The organism is Shewanella sp. WXL01 (assembly GCF_012263345.1).
Classification (GTDB): domain Bacteria; phylum Pseudomonadota; class Gammaproteobacteria; order Enterobacterales; family Shewanellaceae; genus Shewanella; species Shewanella maritima.
On the sequence record NZ_JAAIKQ010000007.1, the window covers coordinates 1 to 16,096 of the forward strand.

Consider the following 16,096-nt stretch of genomic DNA (forward strand, 5'->3'; position numbering starts at 1 on the left):
CTCTGTGAATGTCCACACAGATATACTTGTCATATTGTTAAAGAGCATCCCGTTCGCGCTTGGCTCATCGGGTCAGGGCTGCGTATTCTACGCTTTCCCGCGTTGGCGTCAAGTGTTTTTTCAAACTTTCTTTTCGCCTTGATTTGAGTGGCTTAAATACCTTCAAATCACACTGTCGAGCTTGCCACCTACACTTGGTGTTGGCCGCTGCGCCGTGTCAGTGGGAGCGCATTATAGGGAGCTTAGATTTTTGCGCAAGGGCTTTTTTGAAGTTTTTTATGATTTACAGTTTAAGCGAATACTTAATGAACTAATCGCTGTTTTTGCGGGCTAAAACGTAGATTTTTAATACATCTTGATAAAGGAACTAGCTATTACGAGCCTGCATTATGTTTCAACGTCACATCAAAGTATGGTGAAAACGACCGTTAATGAACTAACGATAGGTAATAAAGTCGTAGGTAGACGTTAACTTTATATAGCTAAAATAGCTAACTTTGGCTGCTGATTAAAAAAACTGTACATTTTTCAGCTTAAATTAAGGCCAAGCACTACATTGCGAGCCATAAAACGATATAATCGCCGCTTTGCTAGATAAGCAATCCGACTATCGAGCGCTTATCGCTTTCATCCAGCTTGCTATATCTAATACAGAGACATGTGATCCAGAAGCATGTACCTGAGTTTTGGAATGTGCAGCTAGGTACAGGTTTAAGGATATAACATGAGTCAGGCATTTCTCCCTTTATGTCGACCAGCCATTGATGATAATGATATTCAAGCTGTCACAGATGTGCTGCGCTCAGGCTGGATCACCACAGGCCCTAAAAGTGCTGAGCTAGAAAACCAAGTTCAACAATATACCCAAACCTCTCACGTGGTCAGCTTAAGTAGCGCATCTGCCGGCATGCACCTTGTTCTGCTTGCTCTAGGGGTAGGCCCAGGTGATGAAGTAATTACTCCGTCTCTTACTTGGGTATCAACAGTAAACCTAATTACCCTGTTAGGCGCTAAGCCAGTATTTGTTGACGTTGACCAAGATACCTTAATGACAACAGCTGAGCTAATTGAGCCACTAATTACCGACAAGACCAAAGCCATTGTGCCAGTACACTACTCTGGTGCCAGCTTAGACTTAGATGCTTTATATGCCCTTGGCGACAAACATGGTATTGCTATTGTTGAAGACGCTGCGCACGCGCTAGGTACCGAATACCAAGGTCGACCAATCGGCAAAACGGGAACTTGCTTATTCTCTTTGCATGCAATTAAAAACGTCACTACAGCAGAAGGCGGCATTTTAACCACTCATGATGCCAAGCTTGCCGAAAGAGTTCGCCGCTTGAAATTCCATGGCCTTGGCGTTGACGCTTTTGATCGTGAGACTCAAGGTCGTGCACCTCAGGCAGAAGTGATTGAGCCAGGCTTTAAATACAATATGCCAGATATTTGCGCTGTATTGGCCCTTGGCCAGCTTGAGCGCATTGAACAAATCACAGCTAAACGTACAGAGCTAGTCACCTACTACCGCCAGCAGCTCGCTCAATTAGATGGCTTTACACCATTAGCTATCCCTGAATATGACCACAAACATTGCTGGCACCTAATGATCGTTCGTGTTGACCCGAGTCAAACCGGGATTAACCGAGACGATCTCATTGCTGCGTTAAAAGTACGTGGTATTGGCGCGGGTATTCACTTTAAAGCCATCCACACCCAAAAATACTACCGCGAAAATTACGCTAGCTTATTTGGTGAAATCAATCCAAACCTAAGCAATACCGAGCGCAATAGTCAGCAGATTTGCTCACTGCCATTATTCCCGTCAATGGAGTTAACCGATATCGATCGGGTAATTGCCGCTATTAAAGACATTGTTGGACAATAAACATGAAACACAACCAAAGTATCGACTTCGTTTCGATTGTCATTCCCGTATACAACGAAGAAGCCAGCTTGCCAGAGCTAATCAAGCGCACAGTAGCCGCTGCAGACTCGATGGATAAAGATTATGAACTTATTCTAATTGACGATGGTAGCCGTGATAAAAGTGCTGAGCTAATTGAAGCGGCAGCATCTGAGAAAGACAGTCACGTTGTCGGCGTAATTCTTAACCGCAACTATGGTCAACACAGCGCTATTATGGCCGGCTTTGAGCATGTACGTGGCGACTTAATTGTCACCCTAGATGCTGACCTGCAAAATCCGCCAGAAGAAATCCCTAACCTGGTAGCAAAAGCCGAAGAAGGCTATGACTCTGTTGGTACCGTGCGTAAGAACCGCCAAGATAGTCGTTTACGTCGTTACCCGTCTAAACTGATCAACAAGCTAGTTAAGCGCTCAACCGGTGTTGAGATGAATGACTATGGTTGTATGTTGCGTGCATACCGTCGCCATGTAGTTAATGCCATGCTTGAGTGTCATGAGCGCAGTACTTTTATCCCAATTCTTGCTAACGGCTTTGCTCGCAACACGGTTGAGATAGACGTAATGCACGCCGAACGTGCTGCCGGTGACTCAAAATACAGCTTTATGAGCCTGATCAATTTGATGTTTGATTTGCTCACCAGTATGACCACAGCACCATTACGTATGCTAAGCCTAGTTGGTGGCGGTATTGCCGCACTGGGTTTGATGCTAGCAGTGGTATTAATGGGGCTTCGCCTAATTTACGGCGCCGAATGGGGCGTTGACGGTGTATTCCCACTATTCTCGGTACTATTTATCTTTATTGGCGCCCAATTTGTTGGACTTGGGTTGCTAGGCGAATATATTGGCCGAATTTATTCCGACGTAAGAGCTAGACCTCGCTACTACGTGCAAGACATCTTGGTAGGCGAAGCCACCAAGAAAGCACGTGAGCTCGATGAAAGTAAGCAGTAGCAGCTATTTAAAATTTAACTTTGTAAGGAAATCCCATGAAAGCAGTCGTATTTGCTTATCACAACATTGGTTGCGCTGCCATCAAGAGCATGCTTGAGGCTGGCGTAGAAATCGCAGCAGTATTCACCCATGTTGACGATGCTAACGAAAATGTATTCTTTGAGTCTGTTGCTAAGCTAGCTGCAAGCAAAGGTATCCCAGTATTCGCACCTGAAGATGTAAACCACCCACTTTGGGTTGAAAAGATTAAGAAGATGCAGCCAGATGCATTGTTCTCTTTCTACTATCGCCACATGCTAAGCCAAGAGATCTTAGACATTGCCCCTAAAGGCGGCTTCAACCTACACGGTTCACTACTACCTAACTACCGTGGCCGCGCGCCAATCAACTGGGTACTGGTAAATGGTGAAACAGAAACTGGTGTGACGTTACACACTATGACAGCTAAGCCTGATGCCGGTGATATTGTTGCTCAGCAAAAAATCGCCATTAGCGACGAAGACACAGCAGCAACGCTGCACGGCGCTATGACTAAAGCAGCTTCAGAGCTACTTGCGAACGCGCTACCTGCTATCGTTGCTGGCACTCACACACTGACGCCACAAGATGCAAGCCAAGCAACCTACTTCGGTCGCCGCACCCCTGCTGACGGTGAAATTAAGTGGACCAACGATGCGCGCACTGTATTTAACCTAGTTCGCGCGGTAACTGAGCCATTCCCAGGTGCTTTCTCTTTCCTAGGTGAGCGTAAAGTCATTATCTGGAGCGCTAAGGCGATTGATAAAAACTACGACGTAACCCCAGGTACAATCGTTGCGACCAAGCCGCTAACAATTGCCTGTGCACAAGGTGCCCTGCAAGTTAACTCAGGTCAGACTGAAAATGGCTTATTCCTAAGTGGTGATCAACTAGCAGCAGAAATGCACCTAGTAGAAGGTATGCGTTTTGGCCCACAAGCCAGTGCAGTCATTGCTGCGACTCGTCGCCAAAAAGTACTTATTATGGGTGCCAATGGCTTTATTGGTAACCACCTAACTAAGCGTTTACTTGACGATGGCAAGTACGAAATCTATGCCATGGACATGAGCTCAAACCAAATTGAGCAACACCTTGAGCACCCTGATTTTCACTTTGTTGAAGGCGACATCACCATTCACAACGAGTGGATTGAATACCACATTAAGAAGTGTGACATCGTATTACCGCTGGTTGCGATTGCTACACCAATCGAATACACCCGTAACCCACTAAAAGTATTCGAGCTAGATTTTGAAGAGAATTTAAAAATCGTTCGTGCCTGTGTGAAATACAACAAGCGCATCATCTTCCCATCGACCTCTGAAGTTTACGGTATGTGTACTGACGAGCAGTTTGACGAAGATACTTCACCGCTAATTACTGGTCCAATTAACCGCCAGCGTTGGATTTACTCAACCTCTAAGCAGCTGCTTGACCGGGTAATTTGGGCTTACGGTAAAAAAGACAACCTAAAGTTCACCCTATTCCGTCCATTTAACTGGATGGGTCCTCGCCTAGATAGCTTAAACTCAGCGCGTGTTGGTTCTAGCCGTGCGATTACTCAGCTGATCTTAAACCTAGTTGAAGGTACGCCAATCAAGCTGATTGACGGTGGTGAGCAAAAACGTTGTTTCACCGATATCTCAGAAGCAATTGAAGCGCTATTTCGCATCATTGAGAACAAAGACAACCTTTGTGACAGCCAAATCATCAACATTGGTAAGCCTGACAACGAGGCGAGCATCAAGGTAATGGCTGAAACGCTAGTTGAGAAGTTCGACAAGCACCCGTTACGCGATCAATTCCCACCGTTTGCTGGCTACAACCTAGTTGAAAGCCACACCTTCTACGGTGATGGTTACCAAGATGTTCAGCACCGTCGTCCAAGCATTGCTAATGCGAAGAAACTGCTGAACTGGGAGCCTAAGATCATGATGGACCAAACCATTGAAGACACCTTAGACTTCTTCTTGAAATCAGCAATTGACGAAAGAAAATGAGCCAAGACTCAGTGACCAAAGTCGGTCTTAGGATCGACGTTGACACCTTTCGTGGCACGCGCTTAGGCGTGCCCAAGCTGCTTGAGTTATTTGCCAAACATGATGTAAAGGCCTCGTTCTACTTTACCGTTGGCCCAGACAACATGGGGCGCCATATTTGGCGCCTGCTACGCCCGGCGTTCTTAAAGAAAATGCTACGCTCAAAAGCCGCTAGCCTCTATGGTTGGGATATTCTTATCCGCGGCACTATTTGGCCAGGGCCTGTCATTGGTAAAAAGCTTAAACACATCATTAAAGATACTCAGCTTGCAGGCCATGAAATGGGCTTGCACGCCTGGGATCATCACAAGTGGCAAATGAAGACCGACACTATGTCAGCTAACGAGCTGCACAGTGAAATCAAAAAAGGTCATGACTTGCTGAGTCAAATCACTGGTGAAGCACCAACAACCAGCGCAGTCGCTGGCTGGCGCTGCACCGAGCAAACCTTAGTTGAAAAGCAAAAGTTTGCTTTTAACTACAACAGTGATTGCCGCGGCGAGTCGATATTCAGCCCGGGAGAAGGCCTAGCGCCTCAAATTCCGGTTACCTTGCCAACTTATGATGAATTGATTGGTCAAGGGAATGTCACAGCAGACAATTACAATGATGAAATCATCAAGCTGATCAAACCAAATCAACTCAACGTGTACACCATTCACGCCGAAGTGGAAGGGATTGTTTGCGCGCAGATGTTTGAAGATTTGTTGATAAAAGCTAAGGCAAACAAGATTGAGTTTGTACCCTTAGTCGAATTATTAGATGATTATGACCAACAAAACTTACCTCAAGACACTATTGTCAATGTAGCACTTGAGGGACGTGAAGGCTGGCTTAGCCACCAGCGTTCTATGGTAGAGAAAACTGCAAGTTCTTAATTGGAAGAAGAATGACTAAATCTAAAATTAATCTAGCGGTACTTGTGCCGCTTTTTTTTATCGCGCTATATATCTTACCGCTAGGGTTACGTGATCTTTGGTCACCAGATGAACTGCGTTACGCCGAAATCGCCCGCGAAATGGTACAAAACAATAACTGGATTGTACCTACCTTCAACGACCTACGCTATTTTGAAAAGCCAATTATGGGCCACTGGATGAATGCGATTTCACAGGTCATTTTTGGTGAAAATAACTTCTCAGTGCGTTTTGCTTCAGCCTTTAGCACCTTTGGCGCAGCCTTGTGTCTATTTTTGCTCGTCGCGCGCTTTGCTAATCGCCAACAAGCCTGGGTAACTGTAGCGGTATTTTTAAGCCTGTTCCTGGTTAACAACTTAGGCTCGTACAGTGTGCTCGACGGCATGCTTAACCTATGGCTTACCGCCGCCTTTACCGCTTTCTTCTTTGCGGCAGACTCACCCAACACATCAGCAAGATGGCGTAACTATGGCTTAGCCGGACTGTTTTGTTCGTTTGCGTTAATGACCAAAGGCTTTCTCGCCCTCGCCTTACCAGTAATTGTGGTAGTGCCATTTATGATTTGGCAAAAGCAATTGCTCGAAATCTTAAAGTGGGGTTGGTGGGTTATGCTAGTTGCACTAGTGGTGACCTTGCCTTGGGCGCTAGCAGTACATGCAGCAGAGCCTGACTACTGGCACTACTTCTTTTGGGTTGAGCATATCCAACGCTTTAGCGCTGACAACGCCCAGCACGCTGCGCCATTTTGGTACTACATTCCGTTTTTAATGCTTGGCACTATCCCTTGGCTATTTATTGCACCAGCGGCACTTAAACATATGTCTGGTCAGTGGGACTCGCGATTAATTCGTTACGCCATTTTATGGGCAGTATTGCCGTTTTTATTCTTCTCTATTGCCAAAGGCAAGCTAGCAACTTATATCCTGCCTTGCATGGCGCCAATTGCGATTATTCTAGCGCAAGGGGTAATGAATGCTATCAAGAATAAATCTAAAGGCTTTAATATCGGCTCTTACATCAATGCTGGCTTTTTTATTCTAGTGTCAGTCACTGTGCTTGTGCTGTTCTATATTGGCAAACTGCCACTCACCGAAGATGAAGCGTATCGCCCTTGGCTACTCACTTTGGTATTTGGCGCCTGGGCTGCGTTGGCTATCGTTGCGACCAAGGTGAAAACGCTAGAGGCGAAAGTATCAAGCTACATGCTAATGCCATTGAGCTTATTCTTACTAGTGTGGGCCATCATTCCTAACATTAGTATTGATGGCAAAATGCCAGCACGTTTTTTAAAGCAGGTTAGCCCGCTAATCACAGAAAATACGGTACTGGTTGGCGATCACCCAAGCACCATGTCGGCATTTAGCTGGTACTTTAAGCGTCACGATGTTTACCTAACGGGTTCAAAAGGTGAGTTAACTTATGGTCTGAACTATCCTGATTCAAGCCATCGCTTTGTACCTCTGGACAATCTCAATGGCTTTATCGAGCACCAAACTCAAGATGAAGCTGTGATGATTTTATTCCGCGAAGTGGACGTGCCTGCCAATATTAACGCGCCAGACCAAAAGGTCGTTCGCGGTAAATACCAGGTGTATTTTTACGAGCAAGCAGATGCGGTGGCTAACTAACAGTGTTGACCCTAGCCCTGTTTTTCAGCTCAGTGATTGCAAGCTCGCTCAGTCAATACTGGCAAAAGCGCGCTTCAAGTTATTTTGAAGCGCACCCCGAACTCACCACAATGCAGAAGCTATTTAATAAACCTATTTTACTCAGCATCGTATTTTTAGGTTTGGGGGCATTAACCTGGCTAGCAGTATTGAGTGACTGGGAAGTATCCACCGCCTATCCGCTATTGAGCATCAACTTTGTAGTCATGCTATTGATGTCAAAATACTGCTTTAACGAAACTATCTCAGCAAAGCAGTGGACTGGTGTTGTCGCGATTATGTTTGGTGTCGCCCTGCTAAGCGGAGGCTTAACATGGTAACGACAGCCATTAATAAAGTGACCCAATCTAAAGGCATCGCCTTAGCACTAACCAGTGTTGCATTGATCTCAACCGCACAACTGGCAATGAAGTGGGGAATGGCTAACTTGCGCCAATTATGGCCGCAAATTGAAGCCTTACTATCACCGCTGCAGTTTATGCCGCTGTTTGACCTCGCAATAGCTAGCGCTCTCGCTGTCGGCGCTGGGCTTATTTGCTATGCGTTGTCTATGGTGTGCTGGATTATGGCGCTCAAACATCTGCCGTTATCTAAGGCTTATCCGCTACTAAGCTTGAGCTATGTGATTGTTTATCTCGCTGCGGTCAGCTTTCCCTGGTTAGGTGAAACCGTCAGTGCCACCAAGCTGGCGGGTATTGGCTGTATTCTAGTGGGTTTGTATTTGGCTATTCCAAGTAAGTCAGCTGATTAAGCTGATAACTTCGAACACCATCATAAGTAAAAAAACCACCTTCTGAAGAAGCAGGAGGTTTTTGTTAACTTCCTAGAAGGGAACAAAGTCTAAACAGCTAAAGTTAAAGCATGTAGTTGCGATGACATTTAAAGCCGTTGAAAACAAGGATGTTTTCTTCGAGTCCACAAGGAAGTGTTCACGACGAGCTTTAAATTTCATTGTAACGTGGGCGAAATATGAGAGCTGCCAAATCTGGAAAAACTAGAAGTTTCAGGCAAACCTAATTGAATTATAATTGCCAACCTAAAAAGGTGGTTGAAGCTAAAAAAACGCACCCACTAATCGGGTGCGTTTTGTTATGAGGTGGAATCTTGATTCCTGCATTCAGGAATTAACAAGACTAGTCTGAGCCGAACAAATCTCGGGTATAGACTTTATCTTCAACATCCAGCAGCTCTTCCATCATACGATTAGACACAATCACATCAGACATCTTCTTAAACTCATCGACATCACGAATAAGCGGCGAATTAAAGTAGCTATCTTCTTCCATAACCGGCTCATAGATCACCACGTTAATGCCCTTGGCTTTAATGCGCTTCATAATGCCGAGAATAGACGATGCACGGAAGTTATCAGAACCTGACTTCATGATTAATCGATATAGACCAACCGTCTCAGGGTTACGCTTTAGAATCGCGTTAGCAATAAAGTCTTTTCGAGTGGTATTGGCATCCACAATTGCGCCGATAATGTTGTTTGGCACATCCTGGTAGTTAGCCAAAAGTTGCTTGGTATCTTTAGGCAGGCAGTAACCACCATAACCAAATGATGGATTGTTATAGTGCGAGCCAATGCGTGGGTCTAAACCAACACCTTCGATTATTTGTCTTGATGACAAACCATGAGTTTCGGCGTAGGTATCTAATTCATTAAAGTAAGCTACGCGCATGGCCAGATAAGTATTAGAAAACAGCTTAATGGCTTCTGCTTCCGTATCATCAGTAAATAGCACTGGCACATCTTTTTTGATTGCACCTTCCACTAGCAAATTAGCAAAAACTTCAGCACGTTTTGAACGTTCACCAATCACAATACGTGATGGGAACAAGTTATCGTGTACTGCACGCCCTTCGCGCAAGAACTCTGGCGAGAAAATAATGTTGTCATGACCCAACTTCTGCTTGAGTGACTTTGTGTAACCAACAGGCACAGTCGATTTAATCACGATAGTCGCTTGCGGGTTAATCGCAATCACATCTTCAATCACAGACTCAACCGACTTTGTATTGAAGTAGTTGGTTTCAGGATCATAGTCAGTTGGCGTGGCTACGATAACGTAATCAGCACCGGCGAACGCCTGCTGCTTATCTAAGGTCGCTGTTAGATTTAGTGTTTTGGTATTGAGGAAGTCTTCCGCTTCTTTATCAACAATTGGCGAAATACGATTATTTAGCTGCTCAACGCGCTTTGGATTGATATCCAAGGCAACAACTTCACTATGTTGCGACAAAATAATCGCGTTTGATAAGCCGACATAACCTGTACCGGCGATAACTATCTTCATAAACCACTTAACCTAGTTAAAAATGTGCTTGCGCTAATTGCGGCTAGTTTAATCAATAAACATGACAAGAAACAGATCCCACACCACAAACTAAAGGATAAGCTCATTAATCGGCCAATCATGTTATATTCTGCAACCAAGTATAGCTCGTGCGCTTATAAGGAAATCAAATGTCACAGTCAGTTCGTGCCTACAAGGGTATTACTCCAACAATCGATCCCAGTGTTTACGTTGATGAAGCCAGCGTTCTCGTTGGTGATATTCATCTCGCCAAAGATGCCAGCATTTGGCCATTAGTTGCCGCGCGCGGTGACGTCAACATCATTCGCATTGGCGAGCGCAGTAACGTACAAGACGGCACAGTATTGCACGTCACCCGCAAGTCGCCATCAAACCCAGAGGGCTTTCCGCTGATTATTGGTGATGATGTCACCATAGGCCACAAAGCTATGCTTCACGGCTGCAAGATTGGCAACCGAGTATTGATTGGTATGGGCGCTGTTATTATTGACGGCGTAACGGTAGAGGATGACGTCATCGTCGCCGCAGGCAGCGTAGTCCCGCCAAATAAGACGCTAAAAAGTGGCTATTTATATGTCGGTAATCCATGTAAACAAGCGCGCCCACTGACCGAAGCTGAACTGGCATTTTTACCTCAATCAGCCGATAACTATGTGCGTCTAAAAAATGAATATCTAGAAGAGCTGGCAAACGACTAGTTGCCAAAGCACTAAACAATAGAGCACTAAACAACAAAGCACTATACAAGAGCCCTAAACAACACGCTCCCTAAACAACTAGTTACGATATGTCCTAAATGCAAAAAGTCACCGGAATCGGTGACTTTTTTAATAACGAAGCCCTAGCTCACTATGCGCTGATATGTACCTCGCCTTGTCCATTCACTTGCTCATCAAGAATTTGCTGTTCGGCGAGTTCTTCAATATCGAACCTTAATGACTCAAACACTTGCAGCGCATTCTCTGACGATACAACCTCATTGGCATAATTAAGCTGTTGATTTAACGCTTGAAGATCAGCAAAGCTCACCACACACACCAACACTTGCCCTTGTTGCTGGGCATTAAAGCGCACTGAGTTATCAATGATGGTTAGCTCATTATCGAACTGAATTGCTTGGTTCATATTGCTCTTATCTGCTGATTATTAATAGCTAACGGCTTAACCACGACTTAGCAGCTCACGAAGTTTCGCCATAGTCACGCTGACATCGGGCTTTACCGCGCGCCACAGGTAAAAGCTTTGCGCGGCTTGACCAACCAGCATTCCTAGTCCATCAGCCACCTTTTTAGCACCAGCTTGCTGTGCCCATTGGTTAAACACGGTTTGCTCTGCGCTATAGGTCATATCATAACAATGGGTTTGCTTACCGATAATCGAGTCTGGCAGCGCGATTAACCCACCTGCAAGCCCGGCTGAGGTGGAGTTGATGACTAAATCATAACTAGCGCTATCAGCTAAATCATCGATAGCCACAGCCTTAACCTCACCATAGTCGGCAAATAACTCAGCTAACGACTGCGCCTTTGCGTGGGTGCGATTGCAAATAACGATCTGTGCACCAGCATCTAACAAGGGCTTAATGCAGCCTCGCGCCGCACCACCAGCACCAACTAATAGGACAGAGCGACCGTTAAGCTCACCAAAGTGCGCCTCAAGATCGGTTACTAAACCTACTCCATCAGTATTGTCGCCGCGCACTCGGCCGTCATCTAACCTAATCAGTGTGTTGACCGCACCTGAGAGCTTAGCTAATTCGCTAAGCTCGTCACTAAGCTCAAAGGCTTGCTGCTTAAAAGGTGCGGTCACGTTAGCGCCTACACCACCTTGCTGCCAAAACTCAGCTAAAGCGTCAGGAAAAGCATCAACCTCGGCAAAAATTGCTTGATAACTAATATCTTGCCCAGTTTGCTTGGCAAAATCACCATGAATAAAAGGCGATTTACTTTGCGCGATAGGGTTACCAAATACGGCATATTTTGCGGTCATGCATGTTCCTGTTTACTTGTGTCGCTTTGGTTTATGTCACTTGGTTTACGTCACTTTAGCTTGTGTTACTTGCTGCTATTTAGAATAGGCTCGCGGCATGTCTGACTGTGTCAGGTAGCGATCACGCAATTTGTCTAAACGGCTTTGCATCGACTGCGCTTCGCCGCCAATCCACATGGCTTCAACTTGAGTAGAGTACTCAAAAGGATCGCCACTCCACAACACTAAATCCGCGCGTTTGCCTACAGCAACCTCACCGGCCTCAATATCGAACACTTGTGCAGCATTTATGGTGACCGATTTCAGTGCAGCTTGGTAATCCATGCCATTTGCCACTGCATTACCTGCCGCATAACGCAAACCGTAAACCGAGTGCGCCCCGCCTGTGGTCAATACCACTTTTACCCCTGCTTGTGTCAGCTTAGCGGCGTTATCAAGCGAGTTATGCAGCGAGTCAAAACTCTCTGGTAGGTTACGCATGGCATCAATCAGCACAGGTACATCTGCCTTGGCAATATGCTCAGCAACACTTACAGCATCAGCGGCGCCAACTAGCACTAGATCAATGCCGTATTGCTTCTTAAGCTTGAGCAATTGCATGATGTCGCTGGCGCGGTCGACTTGTACAACGAGTGCTTTTTCGCTTGCAAGCACAGCGTTAAAAATAACGGCTTCTTTGTCTAACTCGGTATCTTCTTCGGCTTCACCTTTGTTTGCAGACGATAGCGCTTTTTGGGTTTCTTCCAGCTTAGTGCTAAGCGTTTGCATACCCACAGCGCGCGAGCCATCATGTTCAGCACCTAGGGTTACAAACAGCGCGCCATGAGTTGAAATAACGCTATCCCAGTCGCCGCTCATTTTTGCGACAAAAGTCTGCCCAACAAAAATATCTTCGCCGCCATCAGCTGAGACTACGCTAGTGGTTAAACCGCCTTTGCGGGCAAAAGCGATAGTGGTGCTTTTTGGGTTGTAAGCCAGGCTTGGGTCAAACGTCATGCCAGCGCGCTCATCGCCAGTGTCTCGCGAATCCTTTTCTTGACCAACTTCCACTAGGCCAACTGTGTTCATCGTACTAATAAAGCCTGGTGTTAGCACCTTGCCTTTACCATCAATAATGGTCTCTGCCGAAACCGCGGCTGGGTTAATTGCGCTGATCTTGCCGTCAACAAACACCACTGTGGCATCTTCCAACACACCTTGTGCCGATGCAGTGTGTAACTGCACATTAGTGATAGCCACACTTTCAGCCAGTGCAACACTTGAGGTACTTGCAGCAATTGCCAGCGCAAGTAATGATTGATTAATCTTAGTCATTGCCTTGCTCCTTATTGCTGACCTAGCATGAAATCACTTTTAGCTTGATAGGCTTCATCAAAGCGGTCGTAAACCTTAGCACCATCAATAAATACCTGCTCTGCTTGAGCATAAACGCTAAACGGGTTTTGATTCCAAATCACCACATCAGCATTTTTACCAGCCTCAAGTGAGCCCACTTTGTCTGCAATACCTAGGGATTTAGCAGCATTAGAGGTGATCCAACTAATCACATATTCCGGTGTGTAGTTAAAACCATTGGCATTGGCACTTGCCATGATCTTGGCCGTTTCTTGGTTTAGGCGCTGAATGGTAGTTGCTGAATCTGAATGAACAATGGCGCAAGAGTTTTTCGCTGCATCAACAATGGCTACGTTTTCAAGTACCGTATCGTAAGCCTCCATCTTGAAGCCCCACCAATCAGGCCACATCGCGGCGCAGTTGCCGTTTTCGCCCAGTAAATCGGCAATTTTGTAGGCTTCAATAGCATGATGGAAGGTGCCTGAGTGATAGCCAAACTCTTTACCTAGATCGATCATCATCGCCATTTCTTCTGCTTTATAGCAGTGGTTGTGGATCATAATCTCGCCATCTAACACCCCTTTTAAGGTGTCTAAGGTTAAGTCGCGCTCTGGTGCTGTTGGGTTTAACCCTCTAGCGTAATCAGCCTCATATTTATCCCACGCACGCTTATACTCTGTTGCTTCAATAAAGGCCTGACGATAACCCGCCATGTTCCCCATACGTGTCATCGGTGCCTGAGTGCGCTTACCGTAAAGCTTCTTAGGGTTCTCACCACAGGCCATTTTCAAACCATAAGGCGCATCAGGAAACTTCATCGCCTGCATGGTTTCAGCTGGCATATTCTTTAAGGTCACACCACGGCCACCAATTAAGTTGGCAGAACCGGGTAAGATTTGCAGTGTCGTCACACCACCAGCACGCGCTTGGTTAAAGCCAGGGTCTTGCGGCCACACGCTATGCTCAGCCCACACTTCAGCAGTAACTGGCGAGGTCATTTCGTTGCCGTCACTGTGTGACTCGGCGCCTGGGCTTGGATAAACCCCTAGGTGCGAATGCACATCAATAATGCCTGGCGTAACCCACTTACCCTTGGCATCAATTGTCTTTGCACCTTGGGCATCGAGATCAACACCAACAGCTTTCACTTTGCCATCAAGTAGCAATACATCAGCAGTTTCAAGTCGTTTGCCTGTACCTGTTAGTACGGTTGCATTAGTGATCAGCAAGCTATCACTGGCAAGTGGTTTATAAGTACTCGGGTAGGGATTTTTGTTGATGGTAACTTTGGCATCCTGTTGCTCAGACTGGCAACCTGCAATCACAAAGCTAACCGCGATAGCTATCGCAGTTGTGGCGAATTTGGCCATTAGCGCTCTCCTTATTATTTTCAGTTAATCTAAACAAATTACCGCTGAAAATATAGCCACAACTAACAACAATTTAGTTTCAAATCGTTAACCGATTCGCAGTGTTGGCCAAGTTAAGGTTTGTTACCATATGGGCTAAGACAATAACCACAGTGAATATCACCATGCTGTCCTGGCTTAAAAAACACATTAACAACAACTCTACCGAGCGCCACCCTGAGCAATCGAACGCCTATGATGTAATTGGCGGCGATAAGGTAATCAAGGCTATCGCGCATGAGTTTTACCAACAAATGCAGCAAAGAAAGGAAACAGCTGAGCTACTGGCAATTCACCGCGCACCTATCGCTGAGTCGGAGCAAAAGCTATATGAGTTTTTAAGCGGCTGGCTGGGCGGCCCTAACTTATATCAGCAAAAATATGGTCATCCTGCTTTAAGAGCAAGACACATGCCGTTTGCCATTGACGAAAATATGCGTGATCAGTGGCTGATTTGCATGCGGGCGGCCATCGAAATACATATTAAAAAGCCTGAACATCAACAGGTGATTATTCAGGCTATTTCGACGTTAGCTGATCACATGCGTAATCAGTAACGAAATACTAAACTAGCTTGCTTCTAAGCCAAGCCAGTCTTGTGGTTTAAGGTAGCGCTCGTACAGCTCCGCTTCTTCAGAGCCCTCTTCTGGAGTAAAACCATACTCCCAGCGCACCAGAGGCGGCATCGACATTAATATCGACTCGGTGCGGCCACCGGTTTGCAAGCCAAACAAGGTACCTCGGTCATACACCAGGTTAAACTCGACATAGCGACCACGGCGATACAGTTGGAATTGACGCTGCTCATCTTGGTAGTCCAGCTCTTTGTTGCGCTCAACTATCGGCTGGTAGGCTTCGATAAAGCCATTGCCCACTGCGCGCATAAACTCGAAACTTTTTTCAAATCCGTGCTCGTTGAGATCATCAAAGAACAAACCGCCCACGCCGCGCGTCTCACCTCGATGAGGTAAGAAGAAGTAATCGTCACACCATTTCTTGTATTTAGGATAAACCTCATCACCGAAGGGTTTACACAGATCAAATGCGCTCTGGTGCCAGCTGACAACATCTTCTTCAAATGGATAATAAGGGGTTAGGTCAAAGCCGCCGCCAAACCACCAAACCGGATCAGCCCCTTCTTTTTCAGCAATAAAAAAGCGCACATTGGCGTGGGTGGTTGGAATATATGGATTATTTGGGTGGATGACTAAGGATACGCCCATGGCTTCAAAGCTGCGCCCTGCTAGCTCAGGGCGATGCGCTGTTGCAGATACTGGCATTGCCGCACCTGTTACATGGGAAAAGTTAACCCCTGCTTGCTCAAACACTTTGCCGCCAGTTAATACTCTACTTTCACCACCGCCACCTTCTGCTCGCTCCCAGGTGTCGGCTTTAAACTCGGCTTTACCATCTAGCGCTTCAAGGCGTTTACATATCGCCTGCTGCAAGCCAATAAGGTAAGCCTTAACTTCTGTCACACTTGGCTTTTGCGAAGACGAGTTTGCGTCATTTGCCATA

At 46.0% G+C, this 16,096-nt stretch carries 15 protein-coding genes; 9 read left to right on the forward strand and 6 right to left on the reverse strand.

Annotated elements, in window-relative coordinates:
* The first annotated feature begins 724 nt into the window (after positions 1 to 724).
* The 7 genes from arnB to arnF are packed head-to-tail and all read left to right on the forward strand — an operon-like array spanning position 725 to position 8,275.
* Positions 725 to 1,888, forward strand: coding sequence for a UDP-4-amino-4-deoxy-L-arabinose aminotransferase (gene arnB, locus G3R49_RS14800; RefSeq protein WP_130599870.1), 1,164 nt, complete (start codon positions 725 to 727; stop codon positions 1,886 to 1,888).
* Positions 1,889 to 1,890: 2 nt separating this feature from the next.
* Complete coding sequence (gene arnC, locus G3R49_RS14805; protein ID WP_167870204.1) at positions 1,891 to 2,883, forward strand: undecaprenyl-phosphate 4-deoxy-4-formamido-L-arabinose transferase; 993 nt, start codon at positions 1,891 to 1,893, stop codon at positions 2,881 to 2,883.
* Between the two features lie 35 nt (positions 2,884 to 2,918).
* On the forward strand, positions 2,919 to 4,901 hold the full coding sequence (gene arnA, locus G3R49_RS14810) for a bifunctional UDP-4-amino-4-deoxy-L-arabinose formyltransferase/UDP-glucuronic acid oxidase ArnA (RefSeq protein ID WP_167870205.1): 1,983 nt from the start codon (positions 2,919 to 2,921) through the stop codon (positions 4,899 to 4,901).
* Positions 4,898 to 5,818: a 4-deoxy-4-formamido-L-arabinose-phosphoundecaprenol deformylase gene (arnD, locus tag G3R49_RS14815; protein ID WP_167870206.1), complete on the forward strand. Its 921-nt coding sequence runs from the start codon at positions 4,898 to 4,900 to the stop codon at positions 5,816 to 5,818. The genes arnA and arnD overlap by 4 nt, the downstream gene beginning before the upstream one ends.
* An 11-nt stretch (positions 5,819 to 5,829) precedes the next feature.
* Entirely contained in the window at positions 5,830 to 7,485 is a 1,656-nt protein-coding gene (arnT, locus tag G3R49_RS14820; protein ID WP_167870207.1) for a lipid IV(A) 4-amino-4-deoxy-L-arabinosyltransferase, read from the forward strand.
* Between the two features lie 2 nt (positions 7,486 to 7,487).
* On the forward strand, positions 7,488 to 7,844 hold the full coding sequence (locus tag G3R49_RS14825; RefSeq protein WP_167870208.1) for an EamA family transporter: 357 nt from the start codon (positions 7,488 to 7,490) through the stop codon (positions 7,842 to 7,844).
* On the forward strand, positions 7,838 to 8,275 hold the full coding sequence (gene arnF / locus G3R49_RS14830; protein WP_167870209.1) for a 4-amino-4-deoxy-L-arabinose-phosphoundecaprenol flippase subunit ArnF: 438 nt from the start codon (positions 7,838 to 7,840) through the stop codon (positions 8,273 to 8,275). Before G3R49_RS14825 ends, arnF begins: the two co-directional genes overlap by 7 nt.
* A gap of 382 nt (positions 8,276 to 8,657) precedes the next feature.
* Here the strand turns inward: arnF and G3R49_RS14835 are convergent, their stop codons facing one another.
* Positions 8,658 to 9,824 carry a nucleotide sugar dehydrogenase gene (locus tag G3R49_RS14835; RefSeq protein ID WP_167870210.1) on the reverse strand — a complete coding sequence of 389 codons (1,167 nt, stop codon included), beginning with the start codon at positions 9,822 to 9,824 and terminating at the stop codon, positions 8,658 to 8,660.
* 170 nt (positions 9,825 to 9,994) lie between these two features.
* Between G3R49_RS14835 and G3R49_RS14840 the strand changes: the two genes are divergently transcribed.
* Positions 9,995 to 10,543 carry a gamma carbonic anhydrase family protein gene (locus G3R49_RS14840; RefSeq protein WP_167870211.1) on the forward strand — a complete coding sequence of 183 codons (549 nt, stop codon included), beginning with the start codon at positions 9,995 to 9,997 and terminating at the stop codon, positions 10,541 to 10,543.
* Positions 10,544 to 10,694: 151 nt separating this feature from the next.
* On the opposite strand, the gene G3R49_RS14845 is transcribed toward G3R49_RS14840, so the two are convergent.
* The 4 genes from G3R49_RS14845 to G3R49_RS14860 form a co-directional block, all read right to left on the reverse strand.
* On the reverse strand, positions 10,695 to 10,970 hold the full coding sequence (locus G3R49_RS14845) for a DUF1488 domain-containing protein (protein ID WP_130599854.1): 276 nt from the start codon (positions 10,968 to 10,970) through the stop codon (positions 10,695 to 10,697).
* A 36-nt stretch (positions 10,971 to 11,006) separates the two neighbouring features.
* The gene (gene aroE / locus G3R49_RS14850) at positions 11,007 to 11,834 is read right to left on the reverse strand and encodes a shikimate dehydrogenase (RefSeq protein ID WP_167870212.1); all 828 of its coding nucleotides are present in this window, start codon (positions 11,832 to 11,834) and stop codon (positions 11,007 to 11,009) included.
* Positions 11,835 to 11,909: 75 nt separating this feature from the next.
* A complete protein-coding gene (locus G3R49_RS14855; protein ID WP_210147235.1) occupies positions 11,910 to 13,148 on the reverse strand; it encodes an amidohydrolase family protein in 1,239 nt (412 codons plus the stop codon).
* Positions 13,149 to 13,159: 11 nt separating this feature from the next.
* On the reverse strand, positions 13,160 to 14,539 hold the full coding sequence (locus G3R49_RS14860; protein WP_167870213.1) for an amidohydrolase: 1,380 nt from the start codon (positions 14,537 to 14,539) through the stop codon (positions 13,160 to 13,162).
* A 167-nt stretch (positions 14,540 to 14,706) separates the two neighbouring features.
* Here G3R49_RS14860 and G3R49_RS14865 point away from each other — a divergent pair, with 167 nt between their 5' ends.
* Positions 14,707 to 15,135, forward strand: coding sequence for a group II truncated hemoglobin (locus G3R49_RS14865; protein WP_167870292.1), 429 nt, complete (start codon positions 14,707 to 14,709; stop codon positions 15,133 to 15,135).
* A gap of 12 nt (positions 15,136 to 15,147) precedes the next feature.
* Here G3R49_RS14865 and hemF read toward each other — a convergent pair whose 3' ends face one another.
* Entirely contained in the window at positions 15,148 to 16,095 is a 948-nt protein-coding gene (gene hemF / locus G3R49_RS14870; protein WP_167870214.1) for an oxygen-dependent coproporphyrinogen oxidase, read from the reverse strand.
* Between the last annotated feature and the right edge of the window lies 1 nt (position 16,096).